This window comes from Bacillus sp. MYb209 (genome assembly GCF_002975175.1).
GTDB lineage: Bacteria > Bacillota > Bacilli > Bacillales > Bacillaceae_G > Bacillus_A.
Genome location: NZ_PCNZ01000017.1, coordinates 1 through 23,089, shown reverse-complemented (window position 1 = coordinate 23,089; position 23,089 = coordinate 1). Strand labels below are relative to the sequence as shown.

Annotated in this window: 24 protein-coding genes and 2 pseudogenes; 17 read left to right on the top strand and 9 right to left on the bottom strand. The window is 33.9% G+C overall.

What is annotated here, in order from left to right:
• Window positions 1-62 precede the first annotated feature (62 nt).
• The 3 genes from CQZ94_RS20900 (at window position 63) to CQZ94_RS20890 (ending at window position 3,484) form a co-directional block, all read left to right on the top strand.
• Entirely contained in the window at window positions 63-1,943 is a 1,881-nt protein-coding gene (locus tag CQZ94_RS20900; RefSeq protein WP_105586903.1) for an ABC transporter permease, read from the top strand.
• A 119-nt stretch (window positions 1,944-2,062) separates the two neighbouring features.
• Window positions 2,063-2,350 carry an AbrB/MazE/SpoVT family DNA-binding domain-containing protein gene (locus CQZ94_RS20895; protein ID WP_002148618.1) on the top strand — a complete coding sequence of 96 codons (288 nt, stop codon included), beginning with the start codon at window positions 2,063-2,065 and terminating at the stop codon, window positions 2,348-2,350.
• A 183-nt stretch (window positions 2,351-2,533) separates the two neighbouring features.
• Entirely contained in the window at window positions 2,534-3,484 is a 951-nt protein-coding gene (locus CQZ94_RS20890; RefSeq protein WP_105586902.1) for a serine protease, read from the top strand.
• Window positions 3,485-3,524: 40 nt separating this feature from the next.
• Here CQZ94_RS20890 and CQZ94_RS31525 read toward each other — a convergent pair.
• Window positions 3,525-3,608: pseudogene (locus CQZ94_RS31525) on the bottom strand (transcriptional regulator); the annotation flags it as partial.
• On the opposite strand from CQZ94_RS31525, the pseudogene CQZ94_RS20885 reads away from it, so the two are divergent.
• A pseudogene (locus CQZ94_RS20885) lies at window positions 3,608-4,231 on the top strand (aldo/keto reductase); the annotation flags it as partial. The pseudogenes CQZ94_RS31525 and CQZ94_RS20885 sit on opposite strands and share 1 nt — an antisense overlap.
• A 111-nt stretch (window positions 4,232-4,342) precedes the next feature.
• Here CQZ94_RS20885 and CQZ94_RS20880 read toward each other — a convergent pair.
• Together CQZ94_RS20880 and CQZ94_RS20875 are read right to left on the bottom strand one after the other, a co-directional pair.
• The gene (locus CQZ94_RS20880; RefSeq protein ID WP_002171494.1) at window positions 4,343-4,567 is read right to left on the bottom strand and encodes a hypothetical protein; all 225 of its coding nucleotides are present in this window, start codon (window positions 4,565-4,567) and stop codon (window positions 4,343-4,345) included.
• 84 nt (window positions 4,568-4,651) lie between these two features.
• On the bottom strand, window positions 4,652-4,999 hold the full coding sequence (locus CQZ94_RS20875) for a DUF4257 domain-containing protein (protein ID WP_105586900.1): 348 nt from the start codon (window positions 4,997-4,999) through the stop codon (window positions 4,652-4,654).
• A 196-nt stretch (window positions 5,000-5,195) separates the two neighbouring features.
• Here CQZ94_RS20875 and CQZ94_RS20870 point away from each other — a divergent pair, with 196 nt between their 5' ends.
• The 5 genes from CQZ94_RS20870 (at window position 5,196) to CQZ94_RS20850 (ending at window position 10,266) form a co-directional block, all read left to right on the top strand.
• Entirely contained in the window at window positions 5,196-5,723 is a 528-nt protein-coding gene (locus tag CQZ94_RS20870; RefSeq protein ID WP_105586899.1) for a DinB family protein, read from the top strand.
• Window positions 5,724-5,905: 182 nt separating this feature from the next.
• Window positions 5,906-6,955 (top strand): ribosome small subunit-dependent GTPase A, encoded by a 1,050-nt coding sequence (rsgA, locus tag CQZ94_RS20865; RefSeq protein WP_105586898.1) that lies wholly within the window; start codon window positions 5,906-5,908, stop codon window positions 6,953-6,955.
• A gap of 211 nt (window positions 6,956-7,166) precedes the next feature.
• The gene (locus CQZ94_RS20860) at window positions 7,167-9,149 is read left to right on the top strand and encodes a HAMP domain-containing methyl-accepting chemotaxis protein (protein WP_105586897.1); all 1,983 of its coding nucleotides are present in this window, start codon (window positions 7,167-7,169) and stop codon (window positions 9,147-9,149) included.
• 164 nt (window positions 9,150-9,313) lie between these two features.
• Window positions 9,314-9,619: a hypothetical protein gene (locus CQZ94_RS20855; RefSeq protein WP_105586896.1), complete on the top strand. Its 306-nt coding sequence runs from the start codon at window positions 9,314-9,316 to the stop codon at window positions 9,617-9,619.
• Between the two features lie 278 nt (window positions 9,620-9,897).
• Window positions 9,898-10,266: a DUF3979 family protein gene (locus CQZ94_RS20850; protein WP_002118522.1), complete on the top strand. Its 369-nt coding sequence runs from the start codon at window positions 9,898-9,900 to the stop codon at window positions 10,264-10,266.
• Between the two features lie 34 nt (window positions 10,267-10,300).
• On the opposite strand, the gene CQZ94_RS20845 is transcribed toward CQZ94_RS20850, so the two are convergent.
• Window positions 10,301-11,341 (bottom strand): YkvI family membrane protein, encoded by a 1,041-nt coding sequence (locus tag CQZ94_RS20845; RefSeq protein WP_105586895.1) that lies wholly within the window; start codon window positions 11,339-11,341, stop codon window positions 10,301-10,303.
• Between the two features lie 235 nt (window positions 11,342-11,576).
• Here CQZ94_RS20845 and CQZ94_RS20840 point away from each other — a divergent pair, with 235 nt between their 5' ends.
• The 3 genes from CQZ94_RS20840 to CQZ94_RS20830 all read left to right on the top strand — a co-directional run bounded on the left by CQZ94_RS20840 (window position 11,577) and on the right by CQZ94_RS20830 (window position 13,852).
• On the top strand, window positions 11,577-12,020 hold the full coding sequence (locus CQZ94_RS20840; protein ID WP_105586894.1) for a Dps family protein: 444 nt from the start codon (window positions 11,577-11,579) through the stop codon (window positions 12,018-12,020).
• Between the two features lie 170 nt (window positions 12,021-12,190).
• Window positions 12,191-12,646, top strand: a complete 456-nt coding sequence (locus tag CQZ94_RS20835; protein ID WP_105586893.1) for a DUF3939 domain-containing protein — start codon at window positions 12,191-12,193, stop codon at window positions 12,644-12,646.
• Window positions 12,647-12,907: 261 nt separating this feature from the next.
• Entirely contained in the window at window positions 12,908-13,852 is a 945-nt protein-coding gene (locus CQZ94_RS20830; RefSeq protein ID WP_105586892.1) for an alpha/beta hydrolase, read from the top strand.
• Between the two features lie 183 nt (window positions 13,853-14,035).
• Here the strand turns inward: CQZ94_RS20830 and CQZ94_RS20825 are convergent, their stop codons facing one another.
• Window positions 14,036-15,052 carry an LLM class flavin-dependent oxidoreductase gene (locus CQZ94_RS20825; RefSeq protein WP_105586891.1) on the bottom strand — a complete coding sequence of 339 codons (1,017 nt, stop codon included), beginning with the start codon at window positions 15,050-15,052 and terminating at the stop codon, window positions 14,036-14,038.
• A gap of 104 nt (window positions 15,053-15,156) precedes the next feature.
• Entirely contained in the window at window positions 15,157-15,348 is a 192-nt protein-coding gene (locus CQZ94_RS20820) for a DUF3896 family protein (RefSeq protein ID WP_105586890.1), read from the bottom strand.
• Window positions 15,349-15,535: 187 nt separating this feature from the next.
• Between CQZ94_RS20820 and CQZ94_RS20815 the strand changes: the two genes are divergently transcribed.
• Both CQZ94_RS20815 and CQZ94_RS20810 read left to right on the top strand, forming a co-directional pair.
• Window positions 15,536-16,999, top strand: a complete 1,464-nt coding sequence (locus tag CQZ94_RS20815; protein ID WP_105586889.1) for a flavin monoamine oxidase family protein — start codon at window positions 15,536-15,538, stop codon at window positions 16,997-16,999.
• An 84-nt stretch (window positions 17,000-17,083) separates the two neighbouring features.
• Window positions 17,084-17,668 (top strand): GNAT family N-acetyltransferase, encoded by a 585-nt coding sequence (locus CQZ94_RS20810; RefSeq protein ID WP_105586888.1) that lies wholly within the window; start codon window positions 17,084-17,086, stop codon window positions 17,666-17,668.
• Window positions 17,669-17,696: 28 nt separating this feature from the next.
• Here the strand turns inward: CQZ94_RS20810 and CQZ94_RS20805 are convergent, their stop codons facing one another.
• Window positions 17,697-18,599, bottom strand: coding sequence for an aldo/keto reductase (locus CQZ94_RS20805; protein ID WP_105586887.1), 903 nt, complete (start codon window positions 18,597-18,599; stop codon window positions 17,697-17,699).
• Window positions 18,600-18,764: 165 nt separating this feature from the next.
• Here CQZ94_RS20805 and CQZ94_RS20800 point away from each other — a divergent pair, with 165 nt between their 5' ends.
• Window positions 18,765-19,715, top strand: a complete 951-nt coding sequence (locus tag CQZ94_RS20800) for a CobW family GTP-binding protein (RefSeq protein WP_105586886.1) — start codon at window positions 18,765-18,767, stop codon at window positions 19,713-19,715.
• Between the two features lie 70 nt (window positions 19,716-19,785).
• Here CQZ94_RS20800 and CQZ94_RS20795 read toward each other — a convergent pair whose 3' ends face one another.
• Entirely contained in the window at window positions 19,786-20,256 is a 471-nt protein-coding gene (locus tag CQZ94_RS20795; RefSeq protein WP_105586885.1) for a GNAT family N-acetyltransferase, read from the bottom strand.
• 138 nt (window positions 20,257-20,394) lie between these two features.
• Entirely contained in the window at window positions 20,395-21,345 is a 951-nt protein-coding gene (locus tag CQZ94_RS20790; RefSeq protein ID WP_105586884.1) for a metal ABC transporter substrate-binding protein, read from the bottom strand.
• A 267-nt stretch (window positions 21,346-21,612) separates the two neighbouring features.
• Between CQZ94_RS20790 and CQZ94_RS31265 the strand changes: the two genes are divergently transcribed.
• Together CQZ94_RS31265 and CQZ94_RS20785 are read left to right on the top strand one after the other, a co-directional pair.
• Window positions 21,613-21,768, top strand: coding sequence for a hypothetical protein (locus CQZ94_RS31265; RefSeq protein WP_157383767.1), 156 nt, complete (start codon window positions 21,613-21,615; stop codon window positions 21,766-21,768).
• A 116-nt stretch (window positions 21,769-21,884) separates the two neighbouring features.
• The gene (locus tag CQZ94_RS20785; protein WP_105586883.1) at window positions 21,885-22,544 is read left to right on the top strand and encodes an oxidoreductase; all 660 of its coding nucleotides are present in this window, start codon (window positions 21,885-21,887) and stop codon (window positions 22,542-22,544) included.
• The last annotated feature ends 545 nt before the right edge of the window (window positions 22,545-23,089 follow it).

Sequence of the window (23,089 nt, the reverse complement as noted above, 5' to 3'; positions counted from 1 at the left end):
GGAAGGCATTTCCGAACTTTACTAATATAAAAGCATAGTTAGTAGAAGGGCGGAGAAGTAGTATGAACATTAGAGAACTCGCATTTCGAAATGTAACGCGAAATAGACGAACATACTCAGCTTATTTTTTGAGTAGTGCATTTGCCATTATGGCCTTTTTTGTATATTCATTTTTTGCGTTCCATCCGGCATTAAGTGCGGGAGAATTAGGGCAGTACGTATTTATAAGTATGTCTTTTGCACAGTCTATTATTTACTTATTTACATTCTTCTTTATTTTATATTCAATGGGAATGTTTTTGAAAACGAGAAAGTGTGAACTAGGAATTTTAATGATGCTAGGTATGACGAAATATCAATTAAAGCGTCTTATCTTCTTTGAAAATATCATGATTGGAATAGGGGCAATTATTTTTGGGATTCTTTCAGGTATGTTATTTTCAGGGATATTAATTTTTGTAGCCCCGATGATTTTAAAATTAGATATTTCTTTATCCTATTACATACCGATGAAAGCGATTGTTGTAACGAGTATTATGTTTTTCGTATTATTTATGATTATTTCATTGTTCAGTGCAGGAATGGTTCGTAAAAATAAAATCATGAAATTGTTTAGAGGATCAGCAGAGGCGAAACCAGAACCGAAGGCATCTATAATTTCTTCTATATTAGCAGTAGTATTGCTTAGTGCTGGTTATGCAGGAGCTCTTATGTCACATGGTGCAATGGTATTTGTAATGATGATTCCTGTTACAACAGTAGTCATTATTGGTACGTATTTGCTGTACAAGCAGTTGAGCGTCTTTATTATTAGACTATGTAAAAAAAGTAAACGTTTCTATTGGACACAGACAAATATTATTACTTTGTCAGATTTAGCATACCGTATGAGAGATAATGCCAGGATGTTCTTTATTGTAACAATTATTTCAACAGTAGCATTTTCAGCAATAGGTACATTGGTTGGTTTTGCTTCGATGACGAAAGAAATTATGGACAGACCAATTGCGTTTCACTATCATTCTAAGCAAGGAAATAGCAATGAGTCACAGCATCTGAAGATTATTGACGAAGGATTAAAGAAACATAATATAGCAGCTTCAAAAATAAATATTTCATCGAAGACAACGGAGGAGCAGTCGTTAAGAAGCGCCAGTTTTATAAAAGAATCAGATTATAAGGAATATACAAAGTTAACAGGAGAACCATTTAATACTGTATCAAATAAAGAGGCTTTATTTTTGTCAGTCGAAATACCAGGACCACCCATGAAAGAAAGAAAAGAAATTACTTTACCAAATGTGAATGAACCTTTAAATGTGAAAAAAGTTAATACTTCTTCATTAAGTAAAATACTAAGAGGTAATGTTTATGTAATCTCTAAAAATCAATATGATTCATTACAAGATGGATTTAAAGAAGAAAAAGATTATATGTATAAAACAAAAGGAACGAAAGATGAAATTGAGGTTGGTAAAGAGCTTACACATCAGATTAAGCCTTATCAAGAACATTCAACGTTTAGTGCAGAAGAGTACGATCAAAATCAAAGTTTACAAATCGCAGGACCCATTTTATTTGTAGGTTTCTTTATTGGTATTGTATTTTTCGTTTGTGCAGGAAGCTTCCTTTACTTCCGCTTATTTTCTGATTTGGAGGAAGATACTCGTTTATTTGAAATGATTCGAAAAGTTGGATTGACGAGAGGCGAATTATCGAAAGTAGTCACAATCCGCTTAGCGCTTTTATTCTTCGTTCCAGTTGGAGTTGCAACATTACACGGGGCAGTAGCATTAACGGCATTAGGACAAATGTTTGAGTACTCACTTTTTAAAGAGAATACGATTGTATTAAGTATTTTTGTAAGTATTCAAGTTCTATATTTCGTCATTATACGATCTCGTTATTTAAAACAATTGAAAGAAAGATTGAATATTCGTTAAATGTGTTTTTTTAACTTTTGTACTATATTTTCTAAAAAGAGTAAGCCATTACCAAATATATAGTGATAAAATGAAAATAGCGAGGTGAAAAAAATAATAGAGAATAAGGGGGGAGTAACATGAAAGCAACAGGAATTATTCGAAAAGTAGATGAATTGGGACGGATAGTTATTCCTAAAGAATTACGAGATGTATTAGGAATACAAATCAAATCACCACTTGAAATTTTTGTAGAAGAGGACAAAGTCATTTTACAAAAATATCAACCTTACAATGCTTGTCAAATAACAGGTGATGTTTCAGACCAAAATATTTCATTAGCAAATGGAAGCATTACTGTTAGTATAGAAGGGGCAAAACATGTAATAAAAGAAATTGAGCAGTTTTTGAACAAGAGTGAGATTTAGTCTTAATTTATATTATTCTTTTGAAAAACTGAAAAATAAAAGGACCATTAATGGGTCCTTTTATTTTGTTTATTGAGAAACATTTGAGAGGAAGGGAAATGGAACGAATAAAACGAATGTTAAATCTAAACGCATTCAATAGTGGTCTGAAATGAAAATAATATATTTTCAGGAGGGATTACGATGAACAGTAGTACAGCGAATAAACAAAAGGGTATACAGTTGATTCCGTTTACCGTAAATAAGGTGGTTGAACAAGTAAACGAAATTCCACCAGGTGTACAGCTGATTCACGCTCCAGAAGTATGGGAAAAGAGTGCGAAAGGGAAAGACATTGTCGTTGCCGTTTTAGATACAGGTTGTGATATAAATCATGTAGATTTAAAAGATCATATTATTGATGGAAGAAATTTCACAAAAGATTATGAAGGTGATCCGAAAATTTATCTTGATAATAATGGACATGGTACTCATGTAGCGGGGACAATCGCAGCGACTGAAAATGGTGTCGGTGTTTTAGGTGTAGCGCCACTTGCTAAAATGCTAGTTTTAAAAGTGTTAGCTGGAGATGGTTCTGGAAGTTATGAGCAAATTATTGAGGCCATTCATTATGCTGTAAATTGGAGAGGACCGAATAAAGAGAAAGTGAGAATTATTTCAATGTCACTTGGTGGTCCGCAAGATGTACCAGAATTACATGAAGCTATTCAAAATGCGGTAAAACAAGACGTACTTGTCGTATGCGCTGCTGGAAATGATGGGGATTGTAACGATGATACTGAAGAATTAGATTTTCCAGGTGCTTATTCTGAAGTAATCGAAGTAGGTGCTGTTAATTTAGAGCGGAAAATTTCATGCTTTAGTAATTCAAATCAAGAAATTGATTTAGTAGCGCCGGGTGATGAAATACTGTCTACGTATCCAGAGGGGAAATATGCAGTATTAAGTGGTACTTCAATGGCGACGCCGCATGTCGCTGGGGCGCTAGCACTTCTCATAAAGCAGTGTGAGAGAGAGTACGGTAGAAAATTATCAGAGCCGGAAATATACGCGCAACTTATAAAAAGGACTGTACCTTTAGGGTATGAACGTACATCTGAAGGGAATGGATTAATAGATTTATTAAAAGAATAGTAATTACTAAAAAACATCTCATATTTATATGAGATGTTTTTTAGTATGGTTCTGTCGCATGTATTACAACATCTAATAAACCGGGGAATCTAGTATTTAAGTCTTCTTCACGAATTGAAATAAAATGCAGTGGAAAATAGTTTAAGAAGATTACAGACAGAGTATATTGATTTATATTATTTACATTTTACAAACTCTGAAACAAGTTACATAGATTCAATTGGAAAGCTTATCCGTTTAAAAGAAGAGGGGAAAATTCGTTCAATTGGGATATCAAATGTAAATGTAGAACAATTAAAAGAGGCGAATCAATATGGAGATATAGATGTTGTACAATCGCGTTACAATATGCTAGATCGTACTGCAGAGGAAGAACTTTTACCTTATTGTATTGAAGCGGGAATTTCATTTATTCCATATGGGCCACTTGCCTTCGGAATATTAGGTGGTAAATATACAGAAGATTTCAAATTAGATAAAAAAGATTGGCGCTATGATGTAAATCTTTTTGAGGAAAATACATATAAGAAAAACTTTAAGAGAGTTGAAAAGTTAAAAGGTTTAGCTAAAGAAAATAATATTGCAATTCCCCATTTAGCGTTAGCGTGGCTATTAAATAAACCAGGAATTGACGCTGTTATTCCTGGTGGAAAGCGTGCAGAGTAAATAAGAGAAAGTGTAAGAGCTGTGGACGTTTTATTGAATGAGAAGGATATGAAAAAAATGGAATCAATATTAGAGCATTAATAGAAAAGAGTGGTATTACCCTCTTTTCATATATAAGGAGATGGCAAAAATGAAAAGGGAGTTGCATCATAGAAGCGTTATAAAGAAAAAGCACTGTTTTAGCTAATCTAACTAAAACAGTGCTTTTCGTTTAGATTGAACTGTTGCCGCATTTTCATCATGTATTCCTGCTTCTTCAATAATTCGTTTTTTTACTTTATTTAATAGATGGTCTACTGCCTCACCAAAATAGTTAGCTTCGCTTTTTGTGCGGGCTTCTCGTAAACATTTATAGTTTTCTAGCAGTTCCTCTTTTTCGGAGTTTGTTAAGAAATCTTCTATTTTCTTTTTTGTCATACGAAACACCCTTTCTTCTGACAAACGACGCAATAGAAAATATTTATTTTTCATTATAACAATAATTTTTAAAGAAAGTATAGATTAACGTCGTAATAGTTTGTCAATTTCTTGAATTTTCTCATCAGCTTTCCCAATTTGTGTGTTTTTAGCCTGTTCACCACCTAAAGCTTGATGAAGTAAAAATGTTTGACCTGAAATGGCAGTTACAATAGATACTTTTATAATTTCTTTTATTGTGGTGACATCGAATAAAACGAGTCCAAGAAGTGCAGCTAGGCAACCGGTTAATATATCGGTTAAAAACCCAAAGTGGAAAAACGTTTTTAAACGGCGTGGAAGCAATAACTTACCTTGGTTATTGATCAGATGGGAAACGAAGCCAGTAACGCCACCAACTAGAACAGCAGTTAGCCATTGATACATTTCCATCGAATCCACTCCTTTTAGTGAATAAGATTCGTGTATTAAATATATATTCCTTTTTAAATTTTATATCAGCATATTGAGAAAATTTGTTCTGGCTATTTACTTGTTCAATTTAATTATAACAGAAAAATCTGATATATTTCAGTCTATTATATGAAGCATTTTTTCACTAATATGAATTCAGAAAGAGGTGCGTGAAATGTATATAGATTATCGAATAAGAAGTGTAGATGGTTATACAAAAAATATAGGGGAACTAGTAAGTATGATGGAGCATACGCGGGCAGTAACATTACAGGAAATAGATGATTTAGAAGTGGAGCAATTGGATTTAATAATGCCGAGTGGTGGAAATTCAATTGGTGCTTTATTAAAGCATATAGCGGCTATAGAAAAAGTACATCAGCTTATTTCATTTCAAAATCGTGACTTCACAAAAGAAGAATTAGAAGTATGGAAAGATGCACTGTATTTAGGAGAAGCGGGGAGAACGATTCGTGGTCATGAAATACAGTATTATGTACAACTTTTGCAAAAAGTGCGAGAGGAAACACTAAAGTGTTTGAATGAGCAGGATGAAAAATGGCTAATGTCAGAAAGAAAGTGGCCTAATGGCGTAGCGTATAATCAGCACTACCTTTGGTTTCATGTGCTAGAAGATGAAATTAGTCATCGTGGACAAATTAAAATGCTAAAAAATAAGTTGTTTGAAAATTACGTTAAATAAGGTAGCTTTTTAATGAGATATTCCATATAATGAGAGTAATTAAATTTAGAACGGGGTGATGTATTATGGAGAAATTGACTTATATGAATAATAAACCAAATACAAAGGTGGACGGAAAGGGCGATACTCTATAAGTGAGCGCACAATCCTTCCACTGAGTTCAAACTAGGGAGGATATCAATTTGAATCAAAATATTTTAGAATCGTTCGGATGGGATTCTTTTTTTGAGGAACAAGCTGTAGAGAACTATGAAGTAGGACGTATTTTACTTGAGCATAAGCATATATATCGGATTATTTGTAATGATGGTGAATATGTAGCGGAACTGTCTGGAAAGTTTCGTCATGAAGCGTTAACGAAGGGGGATTATCCGGCAGTTGGTGATTGGGTGTATATAAAGAAAATAGAAAATGAGAAAAAGGCAATTATTCACCGTATTTTCCCGAGAAGAAGTTCTTTTTCAAGACAAGAAGCTGGTAACAGAACTGAAGAACAAATTATTGCAGCAAATGTAGATTATCTATTTTTAGTGAATGCTCTTAACCATGATTTCAACGTAAGAAGGATGGAACGTTATTTGCTATTGGCTTATGAGAGTGGTGCAATGCCTGTTATTGTTTTAACGAAGAGTAGTTTATGTGAAGATGTGGAACAGAAAATTGCAGAAACTGAAGCGGTAGCAATGGGTGTTCCGATATTTGTTGTTGATAGCCTAGTGTACGTTGGAATAGAATCATTGCAACAATTTGTTTCACCAGGAAAAACAATTGCTTTAGTTGGATCTTCAGGTGCAGGGAAATCTACTTTGTTAAATGCATTAATAGGAACAGATGTAGCAAAAACCGGAGATATACGTGAAGAAGATAGTAAAGGGAGACATACGACAACTCACCGTGAGTTGTTCCAATTACCGAGTCACGGTTTAGTAATTGATACTCCTGGTATGAGGGAACTTCAGCTTTGGGAAGGAAGCGCGGCAATTCAAACTATATTTTCTGATATTGAAGATCTTGCAAATACTTGCCGCTTTCGAGATTGTAAACATGACGGTGAACCAGGATGTGCAGTGCGAAGTGCTATAGATAACGGAATTATACCCGTAGAGCGCTTGCTAAGCTATAAAAAGCTGCAAAGAGAATTGGCATATGTTATGAGAAAACAAAACATTACTCTGGCAAGAGCGGAACGAGATAGATGGAAAAAGATTTCTAAACAACATAAAAAAATGTAAAAAACCAAAGGGCTTGTCCCTTTGGTTTTTTGTATTTGTAAATTTTATAATAATATTATTCGTATATATAGACGAAGGGAATTTATTTGTTTAAACTTTACAAAGTGTTCATCAAAACAAGTTATAAAAATAGAAACTAAGGAATGGGATATATTCAAAATTAGCTCTATTTAATCTTTAAAGCTTAATATTGAAATGCAGGAGGTTTATAATGAGTAAACTAGTAAGTTGGTTTAGAGATATGAAAGTAGCAAAAAAGCTATTAATTTCATTTTTTGTTATATTAATTGCGGCAGTCTCTATTATTGGGGGCATGTCGTATCAAACAGCTAAAAAGAATTTTGAATCACAAATTATGAGTAGCGCTCAGGATAATATAAAAATATTGGATAATTTAATCAATCAAATGATTGAAGCGAAATTCAACGATGTAAATAATTTTGCACGAGTGATTCAGAGTGATATGTATCAAGGGGATAATCAGGATGAACTAAGAAAAACATTATCCCAATATATTAGTTTGAACAAAGATGTAGAACAAGTGTATGTTGCCGGAAACGATAAAAAATTTGTGCAAGAACCAAATATACAAATGGCAGCAGATTATGATCCAACAGCACGTTCTTGGTATAAAGATGCAGTGAATAAGCAAGGTGGAATTGTTGTCACTGAACCATATAAGGCACAAGGGAATGGACATATTCTCGTAACAATCGCAAAACAAACTGAAGATAAAAATGGTGTTATTGCGGTAGATTTAAGTTTAGATAATTTATTAAAAACAACAAAGTTAATCAATATTGGTAAAAAAGGCTATGCTTTCATTTTAGATGGAAAACAAAAAATAATTGCTCACCCTCAAGAAAAATCGGGTGACAAGGCAGATGATTCTTGGGCAAAGAAAATATACGAAGATAACCATGGCACTTTTTCATACACTTATGGTGGTAGTGAAAAGAAAATGGTATTCGCCACAAATTTAAAAACAGGTTGGAAAATTGCGGGGACGATGTACTCAAATGAAGTAGTTGAAGCTGCTCAACCTGTATTTTATAATATGTTAATTGTAATGTTTATTTCATTAGTTGTAGGCGGAGCGCTTATTTATTTCGTGACACTCTCTATTACCAAACCTTTAAAACAATTAGTTGTCACTTCTAAAGAAATAAGCGAAGGGGACTTAACTCAAACGATTCAAATACATTCAAATGATGAAATTGGACAACTTGCTAAAGGGTTTAATGAGATGACACATTCATTGCGTATATTAATTGGAAGAATTAATACTTCAGCAGGGCATGTTGCAGCTGCATCTGAAGAGTTAACAGCAAGTGTGAGACAAGCAAGTGAAGCAACTGAACAAATTACAATGGCAATGGATGAAATATCAAGTGGTGCATCGACGCAAACATCAAGCGTAGAAAATGGTGCCATGTTACTGTTTGATGTAACAGAAGGGATTCAACATGTAGCAAATAGTTCATCATCTATTAATACTGCGTCTGCTCATACTCGTGAAAAAGCAGAGGATGGCGGAAAACTAGTTGGAAAAACAGTAAATCAAATGCAATCTATTGCGGAGTCTGTTTCGCAATCAGATGCTGTTATCCAGTTATTGAATAATAAATCGAAGCAAATTGGTGATATTTTAGAAGTCATTCAAAATATTGCAGATCAGACAAATCTTCTGGCTTTAAATGCAGCAATTGAGGCTGCAAGAGCTGGTGAGCATGGAAGAGGCTTTGCAATCGTTGCTGATGAAGTACGAAAATTAGCAGAACAATCTAGTGTATCATCAAGTGAAATTAGTAAATTAATTTGTGAAATACAAGATGATATGAGTAAGACAGTAAAATCTATGAATAATGTAAATGAAGAAGTTCAATCTGGACTTGTTATTGCAAATGAAACGAAACAAAATTTTACTGAGATTTTACAATCTACAAATGAAATTGCTGATCAAATTAAAACGATGGTTGAAACGGCTAATGGAATGTCAAAAGGTGCAAATGAAGTATCTATTTCAGTTGGTCAAATTGCAATGACAGCACAAAATAATGCGACGAGTACACAAAGTGTTGCAGCGTCAGCTGAGGAGCAACTAGCTTTCATGGAGGAAATTGGTTCTGCAGCTGGTACACTATCTCAAATGGCTGAAGAGTTACAAGTATTAATTGAAAGATTTAAAGTATAAAAAGGGGAGGCTGTCTCAAAATAGCATTAGTGCTATTAGAGACCGTCTTTTAGCTGATAAACGGATTAGAGGTTCAATGTATGTAATGTTTGTCGAACAATAGAGGAATTTGTTAAGCGGGTGTATAATTAATATAATATAGACTACGTTTAAAGGAGATCAGTATGGGAGTGTATTGGGGAACGAAAAGACATTCTTGGCTTAGCTATGTCTCATTTTGGTTAAGTATTTTATTCTTTGCTGTTTTTTTAATTGAAGTGTTTGTATTGAAAGCACTTTCAAATAGCTCATTACAAATCGTTAAATATTTTTATTTTATATTTGTACCATTAAATATCATTCTTAGTCTAAGGTTACTATCTAAGAAGAATGAAAAGAAAGTATTACCGATTTTTAGTTTAATAGTATCGCTATTATTTGCAGGGCTAATTATAGTTTTAGCATTAGCAGCGACGGGAAAAGTCTTTTGAGGGGAGAGTGATTAAGGTCACTCTTCTTTTTTATATAGAATCTTAAATCTTTACCCTGCTATTGATGGGCAGTAAGACTCCTACCTCAAAATGAGGCAAGAGATAAGTTATCAGTAGAGAGTAGATAATGAATTAAGAATACTATATGTTTTATATGTGTTTATGAAGCAAATGAATGCGGTAAGATTCGTGATATATGGTACAATAAACATGGATAGTGATAGAGATAAAGGGTATATAAAATACTCATCGTTTTTTAGTAAGAGAGGGGTTATCTTATGCTATACGAGGATTTGATGACATTATTCCAAGCTGCTCCGATAGAATTGGATAGAGGCGGCTGGAAATATATAATCCAGGAACAAAATGATAATTATGAAATTGTTGATGAAATGTTAAAAAAGCAAATGAATGTTGAATTGTATTTTAATGAGTATGATGAGGTGAAAATCACTTTATATAAAGATGGAAGCCCTATTACTACTATGCAAAGAATTGCTATTTCAAAAGTTGAGTTAGATGAAGAGGAAGAAGGCATTCAATTCGTATTAGAACGCATGCCAAGTCGAATGATTCGTTTGCAATTAAAGCCATACCTTGCAGTAGAAATGGGGCCGTACTGGGAAGTATGTGAAGACTGTGAATGAACATGAAAAAACATCCGTATACACGGATGTTTTTTCATGTTTTTTGAAGTTGTTTAAAGGCAATAATCGGTAGTAAAATGATGCTCGCCCAACCGATAATAGGGTATAGAATATGAAGTAATTCACTATATCCGATGAAACTAAAGCAATAACTAATTAGTAATATGAAGTAAATAATGTTATTACTTTTCCAGCCGGTAATGGATTGCATTTGTTTTGTCATTCCGAATATATTCCCAACTAATGTTGTGAATACTTCACCAAAAATGATAAGAACAAAGAAAAAATGGAAAGTTGCATTAAACCTTCTTACAACTTCAGCCATTGGGATGTTATATTGATAAAATTGTTCAACTGATAATATTGCTAAATGGCTACATAATAAAATAAAGCAAAGCCCCGCGCCTCCTAAAATACCACCCCATAAAATAGCTTTTCGATCTTTTACTTCACTGGCCAATGGGACGAGAACACTTTGGGCGAGAGAAAGATTTAATGCGACATATGTAATAGGGCTAGTAATCCATTTCATATTCCAACTTTCTGTAGGAACGGTGTCAATAATAGGAGTTGTACCATGAATAAAGGTTGTAATAGCAAGTCCGATAATAAAAATCATCATAATAGGTACGACAAGTGTATTCACTTCAAAAACACCTTGTAATCCCCGGCTCCCAATAATGAGGCAGGCGATGACTGTGATAAAAATACCAAGTTGTCTCGGGAGACGGAGTTGTTCTTCAAATACTGCCCCGGCTCCTGATAACATAACGCTAGTTACGCCAAATAATACGAGTAATAATAAAGTATTTACGACATTTCCAAATACATCCCCAAATAAATATTTATTAAATTCTTGCGCTGAAAATGCCCCGATTTGTGATGAAAGTAACATCATTTTTGTACCGAGCCAAATAAAAAAAAATCCACTTATACATATGCCAATGGTCCCGTACAATCCGTTAACTGTAAAAAATTCAACAATTTCTCGCCCAGTAGCAAATCCAGCTCCAACGACCGTTCCGATATAAGTAGCAGCGACTTTCTTTGCTACTTGCCATTGTTGATTATCCATGTTATCCCTCTTTCTTCTATGATGAGCTTGACTTACTATTATGCATATGTCTGAGCTTGGACAATTAGACATATGAAGTAGTTGAAAGGATACATGAATTATATGCTATTAGGGGAATATTAAGGTTGTTAAAACTTTGTTACATATAAGCTGTCCATTCGGAAGAATAGGGAATGTATGGTAAAATGAAGTTAGGTCATTAAAAGATTGTAACATGATAAGAGGAGTGGATTGTATGAGTACGAAAACGAATGTTGTTGAAGTATTAAACAAGCAGGTAGCAAACTGGAATGTGTTATATGTGAAACTGCATAATTATCATTGGTATGTGACAGGACCACACTTCTTTACATTACATGAAAAATTTGAAGAGTTTTATAATGAAGCAGGAACATACATTGATGAGTTAGCTGAGCGTATTTTAGCGCTAGAAGGAAAACCGTTAGCGACAATGAAAGAGTATCTAGCAACTTCAACTGTGAGTGAAGGGACAAGCAAAGAGTCTGCAGAAGAAATGGTACAAACTTTAGTAAATGATTTTTCTGCACTAATTCAAGAATTAAAAGAAGGTATGGAAGTAGCTGATGAATCTGATGATGAAACGTCGGCTGATATGCTATTAGCAATTCATACGACATTAGAACAACATGTATGGATGTTAAATGCATTCTTAAAATAAAGTGAAACTTTAATCAGTGGTTTTTTTCATCCCCACTGATTATTATCCCACTTCAATCGGGATAAACATAAATGGATTAAAAAACTCTATTGAAAAATTCTTTCAATAGAGTTTTTTATAATTTTTCAGTTTTCTTTTATGCTATAATATAGTAAAAAGGAGGCGATGTGATGTTTCGCTTTTTCAGAACTGGAAAAGAAGAGCGGGAAATTACGAAAGACGAATTAGAGCAAGCGATGGCTAAGTTTCTAGAAACGAATGCTAATATCGTTTATACAGTCTTAGTAAATGATGATTACACAGTAAATTATGATTTGTTAAAGCCCTATTTACCTGCATTTCCAACAAATTTTTTTCTGATAACGAAGGAAACGCTTGAGGTATTTGAACATACAGAAGAAAATTTAAACCTAGTTAAAGAAATTGATATCGTACAAAAGGCCGTAGATCAATATGTAACAGAAAAAGAAATGTTCCCAATTGTTGAAGATAGTGAAGATCGCCTCATATGCGGAGTGAAATTAGGACCATATTTAAATCGTATATTAAAAAGAAACTTATATATTTCAGAAAAACATTATTTAGTTTCAAGTAAACCAGACAAGAAAAGAAAGAATAGTGGGTAGATGTTATGAGAACAATAATATATTGTTTTCTTTTTTTGTTGTTAAAATATTGATTTTTCAGTCTATTTAACTTTATACTACAATTAGTGGATAGGAAGGAGTGGTGTATTATGCGTATACATACATTAATTATTAAATATCATTCTGAGAATCAGGTATTGTTAAGTTGAATTGTAGAATTCACCTACTTATACCGTGACCCTAGAATGATAGGAATATTGGAGAAACAATTATTATAAAAGGTTACGGGGGAATTTCTATATGAAAAATAGTATGACTTATATTAAGTTATTAAATGAAACGTTAGATTGTTATGCAAATAAAGGAAGTTTTGAAGCGTATTCTTATATAACGAAAAATGCTAAAGGTGTAATAGGTAATGAAGCGCAAATATATAATTTTAAATATGCATTAGCAAGTGCAGCAGGACTTGAAAAAGAAGCGTTGCATTTAATGAAGGAAGCTATTATAGAGAATGGATTTTGGTATGGAAATGAGTATTTAATTTCCGACGACGATTTAAAACCACTACATAAATTTGAAGAATTTCATGAAATGGTTCAATTATGTAAAGAAAGAGAAGAAGTAGCAAAGAAAACGGAACGAGCAGACGTGAAATATATAGACAGCAAGAAAAAGGCGAATTTATTAATTGCCATGCATGGTGACCAAGAAAACATACAAATAATAGAACCATATTGGAAATCAGTTTTGACACAAGGTTACACGTTAGCTTTACCAAAGTCTTCGCAAATTCAGTTTTCAGATGGGTTTGTTTGGGATGATATAGAGAGAGGAAGAAGGGAATTAAAAGAGCATTACGATAAGTTTATAGAAAATCATAAAGTAGAAAATGTAATTATTGGTGGTTTTTCTGCTGGGGCAAAAGTAGCTTTATATACTGTTTTACAAAAAGATATAGATGTGGATGGTTTTATTTTTATGGCACCATGGCTTCCAGAGATTGAAGAATGGAATGAGTTGCTGGGAGTGCTACAGGATAAACATATAAAGGAATATATAGTATGCGGGGATCAAGATGAAGATTGTTTCGAATGCACACAGCAATTTGTACAATTATTAAGAGATAAGAATATAGAACATAAGTATAAAGTTGTGCCTAACTTAAATCATGATTATCCTAGTCATTTTGATGAGTTATTAAAAGAAGCTATTGAATATATAGGAAGTGAAAACAATAAGTAGTTGTAAAAGGGAGATACATCGTAGTTGATGTATCTCCCTTTTACAACTATAAAGTGAAACTTTAATTAGTGGGGGGGTGTCCATCCTCCACTAATTATTAGCCCATACCAATCGGGCTTTTACGGACGGTTAATCTCCCACCTAGCTTCCGCGCCTGCGCCAAATTTTGAGGTGGGAGTCTTACTAACCGTTAATGCGGGATAAATTAAAAGCATTTGCTAATAAGCGATAAGAATTTAGTTTATCTTCAAATTGATGAGTAATTGTGACAATCATAAATTCGTCAGTATTGTATGCTTTGCTTAAGTTTACTATTTTTTCTTTTACAGAAGACGGATCACCGACAATCATACGTTGGCGATTTTCCTTAATGCGGAATAAATCATAAGCACTATACGAATAGTTTTGAGCGGTTTCGATAGACGGAGTACCAGTAGTCCGTTTGCCTTGCTCTAATAGTAAAATAGATAAATCAAGACTTGATGCAATCTTCTCCGCTTCTTCATTTGTTTCTCCACAAATAACAAAAATAGATACGATTGATTTTTGTTTATCACCTAAAAAAGAAGGTTGGAATTGTTCTTGATAAGCCTTCATTACTTCAGGCCCACCGTATCCATTAATGAACTGTGCAAATGCAAAAGAAGCTCCTTGCTTTGCGGCAATCATTGCACTTTCTCCGCTAGAACCGAGCATCCACATTTCAGGAGATGTTGGGATAACTGGAGTAGCCTTTAAGTTTGCATAATGATGGTTTTCTGGTACTTGATCATGTAAGTACATAGTAACATCTGCAATTTGTTCTGGATATTGATCAAGTGAGACCATTTTGCCTTCTTGAAGTGCGCGAGTTGCTATCGGCATACCACCAGGTGCTCTCCCGACACCAAGGTCGATGCGGTTTGGATAAAGTGCTTCTAAAACGCGGAAATTCTCGGCAACTTTATATGGACTATAATGTGGAAGCATAACACCACCAGAACCAACTCTAATACAATCAGTTTTCGCAGCAATATGTGAAATGAGTATTTCTGGACTTGAACCAGCTAAGCTAACTGAATTATGGTGCTCGGATACCCAAAAACGTGTAAATCCTAGTTTTTCAACTTCTTGCGCAAGTGTTACTGTATGTGAAAAAGCTTCAGCTGCTGTGCTGCCATCAGAAATAGGTGATTGGTCTAAAACACTTAATTTAATCATAGAATATACCTCTCAATCTTAATGTACATTCTATTATATATTTACTTACGAAAAATGCGTAGTGAAATGCTCACACAAAAAAGAGGATTATATTATATCCGCTTTTAACGAGAAAATCCTCGTTCATAATGATTCATTTCGATTAAGTTTAATATATATTCGTAGTTATCAATTTCTAAATGTATTTGCTTGCGTTCTTCTTCAGTTAGTTTAACGCTAGTGAGTTTTTTACATAGCTGCTGTTTCTTTAATTCTAAATGTTTTTTTGTAGCATGATAATCGTAAGTACGTTTCATGTGTATCCACCCTTTCCTTACAGTTACTATCTGTATGTTTATAATATGAAGCATGTGGTAGGGGGAGAGCTGCACCTTATGTATTTTTAGTGAATTTTCAAATTGTGGCGGTGTTATGTTTAAGTGAATTTATGAATAAAATGCACTAAACCACTAATTCGTATTTCATGAAGTAAGGGGTGGAATTGTGCAGAAAGATATAATGTATAACACTGAGATGGATGAAACGTTAAAAGTTATAAATAAGGGATTAAAGAAGACGACACGCCCGAAACAAATCATTGTAGTAGGGGCTGGTATGGCTGGATTAGTTTCGGCATCTTTATTAAAAGCAGTAGGGCATGAAGTGAAGATTTTTGAAGCGAACAACCGTGTAGGTGGCCGCATAGAGACAGTTAGGATGGAAGATACCGGATTATATTTAGATGTTGGAGCGATGAGAATTCCGTATTCGCACAAATTAACGATGGCATATATAAGAAAGTTTGGGCTACAGGTGAGCCCTTTTATTAATAGGAATGAGACTGATATTATATACGTAAATGGTCGGAAAACAACGTTGAAACAATATGAAAAGGACCCAAGTATTTTAAAGTATCCGGTGGAAATGAACGAAGAGGGGAAAACGTCGGAGGACCTATTATTATTAGCGGTACAGCCAATTATAAATTTTATTAAAAGAAATCCAGAAAAAAATTGGGATATTGTAGTAAAGGATTTTGGGAAATATTCTACAGGGCAATTTTTAAAGTATCATCCTTATCAATATAATACGTATTTTTCGCCAGTAACGATTGAGATGATTGGTGTTCTATTAGATTTAGAAGGTTTTTTAGAAAGGTCATTCGTTGAGACGTTACGTTTTTTATACATTATGCAAGAGGAGAGCGGATTTTGTGAAATAATAGGTGGAAATGATAGATTACCAAAGTCTTTTTTACCACAATTAGAAGAAAATATTATATATAATCAAAAATTAATGAAGTTACATCAACATGATAATGGTGTGACAGCTTACTATCGGAATGAGGAAACTTTTGAATATAGTAGTATTACAGGGGATTTAGTTATTGTTACGATTCCGTTTTCGACAATGCGTTTTGTGGAAGTAGAGCCATTTGATTCTATATCTCATGCGAAATGGAAGGCAATTCGTGAATTGCATTATATGCCTGCGACGAAAATAGGAATTCAATTTAAAAGCCGATTTTGGGAAGAACAAGGGCAATTAGGCGGCAGAATTATAACTGATTTGCCAATTCGTTACGCCTATTATCCAAGTCATGGAATCGGTTCAAAAGGGCCAGCCATTATGCTAGGGAGTTATACGTGGTCATACGATGCATTACTATGGGATGGTTTATCAAAAGGTGATCGCATCTATTACACACTACAAAATTTAGCAACAATATTAGGTGGTCAAGTATATGATGAATTTATGTCTGGAATATCCAAAAGTTGGACATTGGATCCATATGCGCTTGGAGGGTTCGCACTTTTTCAAGCTGGTCAAGAATCTGAACTTCAACCAGCGATTGTAAAACCAGAAGGGAGAATATACTTTGCCGGAGATCACACAACGTTATATCACGGATGGATTCAAGGTGCAATTGAATCTGGAGTTTGTGTAGCGGTAGAGGTGAATGAGTAAAAACTATAAAATTCAGAAATTTATTTACTATATAACTTGAGATGGATATTATTATATATAAAAGATCTATAGGGAGTGTTTATAGTGAATCCGTTATTATTCGATTTTCCTACTGAATTTTATACCGAAAGGCTCATTATTCGAATGCCAAAACCAGGTGATGGTAAGGTTGTATATGAAGCGATTCAAGCTTCAATGAAAGAATTAAAGCCTTGGATGGTCTTTGCGCAAAAAGAGCAAACAGAGGAAGAAATAGAAGAGAGTATAAGAAAATCGCATATTCAATTTTTGCAGAGAGAAGATTTGAGATTACTAGTGTTTTCGAAAGAAACAGGTGAATTTATTGCCTCTGCTGGATTACATCGTATTATTTGGGACATACCTCAATTTGAAATTGGGTATTGGATAGATTCAAGGTTTAGTGGGAAAGGCTATATGGTAGAGGCGGCAAAAGGTATATTGGATTATGCTTTCGTTGAACTGAAAGCAAACCGTGTAGAAATTCGTTGTGATACTCAAAATAAGAAGAGTAGAGCGATACCTGAGAAATTAGGCTTTAAATTAGAAGGTATTTTAGAAAGTGCGAGTGTTGCGGTAGATGGGAATGGATTAAGAGATATGTGTGTATTTGCAATGACGAGAAATACATACGAGAAAGAAGAGCTATAAGTAGTAGCTCTTCTTTTTAAATTGTTTATTATGGTACAGGATGTCCGTTAGAGCTTTCGAAAATTGTAAACCATTGTTGGCGATCTAAGTTAACTTTTGTTGCCATTGTAGCCGTTTTTACTCGATCTAATTTGCCAGAGCCAACAATTGGCATTATTTTAGCTGGATGAGCAAGTAACCATGCATACATAACAGTATCAATGCTATCAACGCCTAGCTCAGTAGCAACTTTTTGCAGTGTTTCGCGTAAACGTACAGCACGTTCAGTTTGGCCAGTAAAGATTTCTCCACCAGCAAGAGGAGACCAAATCATAGGATTGATTCGTTTTTCTTGGCATAAAGCAATAGTACCTTTTTCAAAATGTTCGAGCTGCATTGCAGATACTTCAATTTGATTTGTAATGAGCGGGAAATCTAAATATGAACTCAACATATTAAACTGTGAAGGTAAAAAGTTAGATACACCGAAGTGACGAACCTTTCCTTCTTGCTTTAAGCGTGAGAACGCTTCTGCCACTTCATTTGGGTCCGTGAATGGATCAGGACGATGAATGAGCAATACATCAATATAATCTGTATGTAAGTTTTGTAATGAATCCTCCGCGCTCTTTATGATATGTTCAGCACTCGTGTTGTAGTGAGCGACATATCGATTTGGAAATTTTGGTGATGGGGGAGCGATTCCACATTTTGTGACAATTTGCATGTTTTCGCGTAAGGAAGGCTTTAATTGTAACGCTTCTCCAAACAATCCTTCACATGTATATCCGCCATAAATGTCAGCGTGATCAAAAGTAGTAACTCCCATATCCATACAAGATTCAATAAAAGAAAGTAATTCTTGTTTCGTCATATTCCATTCTGCTAAACGCCAAAACCCTTGAATAATACGAGAAAATTCTAGTGTTTCGGCCATTTGAACTCGTTCCATTATAAGTACCCCCTTGATGAATGATAATGTTTTTGAAAAGGCTTTCTTGCTACATATTATTATATAGTTACCCGGTTGTACATACAATAAATATGTTTTGCTACAAAAACGTTTTTCTCTATATGCTATAATGTAGAAACATATAGCTATAAGGAGAGGTAAGGAATGATTCCAGTAACAATATTAACTGGTTTTCTTGGATCAGGGAAAACGACATTATTAAATCGAATTTTATCAGAGGATCACGGTAAGAAATTAGCAGTGATTGTAAATGAAATAGGGCAAATTGGTATCGATAATCAATTGATTATGAACGTTGAAGAAGAAATTATGGAGATGACAAACGGTTGTCTATGCTGTACTGTACGTGAAGATTTACTCGTTGCTTTAAAACAATTACTGGATGTAAAAGCAGAAGGGAAAATGGATTTTGATGGTTTAGTAATTGAAACGACTGGCCTTGCAAATCCAGGTCCGATTATTCAAACATTCTTTTTAGATCCTGTTATTCAATCTGCATATCAAATTAACGGTGTTGTAACGGTAGTAGATAGTTATCATATACATAAACATTTTGAAAAAGGGCTAGAGGCAAAGGAACAAATTGCATTTGCTGATGTCGTTTTAGTAAATAAATTAGATTTAATTGACGAAAGTGAAAAGGAAAATCTCTTACATGAACTGCAAGGAATTAATCCAACTGCAAAATTAATTGAGACGACTAACTGTGAAGTAGATATTCCATCATTACTACAAATACAAACATTTAAAACGAAAGATACGTTACAAATTTACCCTCATAAAGAACATAACCATCTAGAAGGTATAAAATCATTTGTATTACGCGAAGAGCGCCCGTTAGATTTACAAAAACTGAATGAGTGGATGTCAGCTGTTGTTCAAGAGCTAGGGGAGTATTTATATCGTTACAAAGGAATTTTATCTATTGATGGAGTAGATAAACGCATCGTTTTCCAAGGTGTACATACATTATTTGCTGCTTCGTACGATAGAGAGTGGCAAGAAGGTGAAAAACGAGTAAGTGAAGTAGTTTTCATCGGAAAAGATATTAATAAAGAATGGTTTCAAGAACATTTTCAAGAGTGTGTGAAGTAAGCCTGCGTAAATCGCAGGCTTATTTTTTTAGTTTCAAAAGATATATGAGTGAATTATAAAAAGCCTGTTTTCACAGGCTTGTATTTTCATCTATAAGCAATTCCATTACAACACCTACAACTGGGCCCTCATCATCAATATCACCATTTAAGCGAAATCCAAATGATTCATATAGTCCCATTGCAAGTTTGTTGTCTGGATGTAGACTTAAATTAATTTTTTTACATTCAAATTTTTGTTGTAAGAATTGGATTAATAAGCGAAGGAAACGTTTTGCATATCCTTTTCCTTGAAATTGTTGGTCAATCATAAAACGATCTAACCATACGCTTTCATGTTTTTGGGAATACCAACCGTACATTGCATATCCAACAAGTGTTTCTTCATCATATAATCCCAATGACGTTCCGTTTTCTTCATATAATGATTCTGCTAAAGAAAACGCATTGCTTTCAATAAATTGCTGCTGGTCTTTTGCTACGTCTAAAGCAGCAATTGAACGCCAATTATTTACTGTTACTTCACAAATGTGAAGATTCATAGTTCCAACTCACCTTCTAAATTATTATAGCTTAAAAGCTAATATGGATAATTTTACTTGTTATTTCGGTCAAGTCAAGGGTAAATACATAAAAAGGCAGCTGAATGATATATTCAGCTGCCTAGAAAATATAGTTGATTAGTTTGTTGCTTCTTTTAAAGTATTTACGTTTTCTTCCATTAATGTGAAGTAATCTTTATTGTTCTTTGCATCATCCTCAGAAATAGTAGCAAGGTGATTTAAGCGTAAAATTTTTGTACCTGTTTCTTTTTGAATAACTGATGCTACTTTTGGAGTAGAGAATGTCTCAAATAAAATATATTTTAAACCGTGTTCTTTTACTGTTTTTGTAATGTCAGCAAGCTGTTTTTGAGATGGTTCATCAGATGCTGAAATTCCAGCGATTGGAATTTGTTTTAGACCGTAGCGTTGTTCCCAGTAGCCATAAGCTGCATGTGAAACTAATATTTCTTTCGTTTTTGCATTTGCAACAACAGCTTTAAATTGATCGTCTAAATCAGTAAATTTTGTTTGTAGTGCTGCGAAGTTTTTTTCGAACTCTTTTTTATGTTCAGGTTGTAATTCTACAAGTGCATTTTTAATTTTTTCTGCTTGTTTCATCGCCAGAGTAGGATCTATCCAAACGTGTGGGTCTTTATCATGGTGATGTTCATCTTCTTTATGACCGTCTCCATGATCGTGCTGCTCTTCTTCAGATGAAGCACGAAGTTCTATATCTTTAGATGCATTTACAACTTTTACGTTTTCTTTTTTTAATGATTTTTCCATTTTTTCGGCAAATGGTTCTAATTCTGCCCCATTATAAACGAATAAATCGGCTTTTGCGATTTGTACAGTCTGTTTTTGACTCGGTTCAAATGTATGAGAATCTGCACCAGGTGGGTAAATTGCTTCTACATTTACATAATCACCACCGATTTTTTTTGTGAAATCAGCAAGTGGGAAAATGGTTGTATAAACAGTTAGTTTTCCATCTTTCTTGGCAGTATCTTCTTTTTTATTTGAGCAGCCAGTAAAAATTAAAGTGAAAATAAGTAAGAATGAAAATATAGTCAATTTTTTAAGCATGAAGTTCTCCTCTTTTCTTTTTTACGGATATATCTTCCCCAATTATAGAAGAAAAATATCGTTTTAATACAAAACGGAATAATTACGTTTTAGTTTGCGGACCTAGTATAATACATCTTTATGAAAGTTGCAATAAATAATAATCATTACGATTTGTTTTTGTTATAAATTTGTCAAAAAGAACGGTATTAATTTTTATGATGGGTGCATATGTGACAATGTTACTTTCATATATTGGGAGGGAGCAGAAAAAAAGGGGATGAGTGCTTGGGTTACTTCATGGAGGCTATCTTATTAATACTTGCCGTAGTATTGCCATTATCTTTTGTTTTAATTTTTTTAAGGAGATTAATAAGTAATTTAGGAGATGCTACAACAATTACGAAATTGCCAGCGGAAGAAAAAGAAAAGAAAAAAGAGTAAGTAAAGCACTATGCATACGCATAGTGCTTTACTTATGATAAAATGGGAGAACGGAAACTCCTGTTAGCGACGATTAGCTATAGGAGAGAATAGTAAATAAAGAGGTATACACATATATGAATAAGCGAACAGCGTTAGTACTTGGCGCAAGTGGGTTAGTTGGACAAGAAATAACGCGACTATTACTTGACTCAGATTACTACGATTCGGTTACTATTTTTGTAAGGGAACCATTACAATTACAGCATGAGAAATTGCAACAGAAACAGGTGGATTTTTCAGTATTAGAGGAATATAAAGAATTTTTTGCAGTAGATGATGTTTTTAGTTGCTTAGGAACAACGATAAAAAAAGCGAAGTCGAAGGCGAATTTTAAAAAAGTAGATTATGAATATACGATACGAGCTGCCTGCTTAGCTGAAAAACAAGGCGTGCAAAATTTTCTTGTTATTTCATCAATGGGAGCAAAACCTAAATCATTTTTCTTTTACTCGCAAGTGAAGGGGAAAATGGAAGAGGAGCTGAAAAAGCTAGTTATTGGTGGCATACATATTTTCAGGCCGTCATTATTAGTTGGAAATCGACAAGAATATCGCTTTGGGGAAAGAATGGCTGAGAAATTATCTCGTATTCTTCCGTTTATATTTAAAGGGGCTTTTAAAAAGTATAAACCAATTTCAGCTAAAGATGTGGCGAAAGGAATGTATATAACAGCGCTGCGTGAAGAATCTGGTATTCATATTTATAGTTCAAACGATATTATAGAAATAAAATAAGTAAAACCGAGAAGAATAACTTTTACTGAAAGACAAAAGAAATAGAGTTTTAGGCTTGAATTAACATTAAATACATGTTGTTTAACACTTATACTAAAATGAAAGAGGAGTGGGGAGCCACTCCTTTTATCACGACAATTTATGATCTTAATTCCACTTTTATCCCTCATTACAGCTAATAAATTGAAGCCATTTTTGTATACAGCATATGTTTTTATAAAAAGTTTGATCAAAACATATTTAGAATCCTTTATTTAATAGGGGTCACCATACATGCCCATCAAGCTAAGGTTGGGTATTCCATGAACTTCCGTTCTTGTTGCCTACATGCTTGATATTTTATTTCTTTGTTTTTAAAAATACGCATTCCAAATAAACCTTGATAAGGTGTATTTTTAAAGGTTATGCAGTTTTCTGCTTTTGATTGGATACAGTGCACTGATAAACAACGCCTAAAATATCAAAGACTGTCTTTTTCTCATATCGATGGGATTTCCGTCCGTTTTTCTGTAAGAGGTCAAACAGACGAAGGAAAATTTTTGATA

Excerpts from the sequence above, each read along its gene's own strand:
- CQZ94_RS20900 (WP_105586903.1), top strand. The coding sequence starts at position 63 with ATGAACATTAGAGAACTCGCATTTCGAAATGTAACGCGAAATAGACGA.
- CQZ94_RS20895 (WP_002148618.1), top strand. The coding sequence starts at position 2,063 with ATGAAAGCAACAGGAATTATTCGAAAAGTAGATGAATTGGGACGGATA.
- CQZ94_RS20890 (WP_105586902.1), top strand. The coding sequence starts at position 2,534 with ATGAACAGTAGTACAGCGAATAAACAAAAGGGTATACAGTTGATTCCG.
- CQZ94_RS20880 (WP_002171494.1), bottom strand. The coding sequence starts at position 4,567 with ATGACAAAAAAGAAAATAGAAGATTTCTTAACAAACTCCGAAAAAGAG.
- CQZ94_RS20875 (WP_105586900.1), bottom strand. The coding sequence starts at position 4,999 with ATGGAAATGTATCAATGGCTAACTGCTGTTCTAGTTGGTGGCGTTACT.
- CQZ94_RS20870 (WP_105586899.1), top strand. The coding sequence starts at position 5,196 with ATGTATATAGATTATCGAATAAGAAGTGTAGATGGTTATACAAAAAAT.
- CQZ94_RS20860 (WP_105586897.1), top strand. The coding sequence starts at position 7,167 with ATGAGTAAACTAGTAAGTTGGTTTAGAGATATGAAAGTAGCAAAAAAG.
- CQZ94_RS20855 (WP_105586896.1), top strand. The coding sequence starts at position 9,314 with ATGGGAGTGTATTGGGGAACGAAAAGACATTCTTGGCTTAGCTATGTC.
- CQZ94_RS20850 (WP_002118522.1), top strand. The coding sequence starts at position 9,898 with ATGCTATACGAGGATTTGATGACATTATTCCAAGCTGCTCCGATAGAA.
- CQZ94_RS20845 (WP_105586895.1), bottom strand. The coding sequence starts at position 11,341 with ATGGATAATCAACAATGGCAAGTAGCAAAGAAAGTCGCTGCTACTTAT.
- CQZ94_RS20840 (WP_105586894.1), top strand. The coding sequence starts at position 11,577 with ATGAGTACGAAAACGAATGTTGTTGAAGTATTAAACAAGCAGGTAGCA.
- CQZ94_RS20835 (WP_105586893.1), top strand. The coding sequence starts at position 12,191 with ATGTTTCGCTTTTTCAGAACTGGAAAAGAAGAGCGGGAAATTACGAAA.
- CQZ94_RS20830 (WP_105586892.1), top strand. The coding sequence starts at position 12,908 with ATGAAAAATAGTATGACTTATATTAAGTTATTAAATGAAACGTTAGAT.
- CQZ94_RS20825 (WP_105586891.1), bottom strand. The coding sequence starts at position 15,052 with ATGATTAAATTAAGTGTTTTAGACCAATCACCTATTTCTGATGGCAGC.
- CQZ94_RS20820 (WP_105586890.1), bottom strand. The coding sequence starts at position 15,348 with ATGAAACGTACTTACGATTATCATGCTACAAAAAAACATTTAGAATTA.
- CQZ94_RS20805 (WP_105586887.1), bottom strand. The coding sequence starts at position 18,599 with ATGGAACGAGTTCAAATGGCCGAAACACTAGAATTTTCTCGTATTATT.
- CQZ94_RS20800 (WP_105586886.1), top strand. The coding sequence starts at position 18,765 with ATGATTCCAGTAACAATATTAACTGGTTTTCTTGGATCAGGGAAAACG.
- CQZ94_RS20795 (WP_105586885.1), bottom strand. The coding sequence starts at position 20,256 with ATGAATCTTCACATTTGTGAAGTAACAGTAAATAATTGGCGTTCAATT.
- CQZ94_RS20790 (WP_105586884.1), bottom strand. The coding sequence starts at position 21,345 with ATGCTTAAAAAATTGACTATATTTTCATTCTTACTTATTTTCACTTTA.
- CQZ94_RS20785 (WP_105586883.1), top strand. The coding sequence starts at position 21,885 with ATGAATAAGCGAACAGCGTTAGTACTTGGCGCAAGTGGGTTAGTTGGA.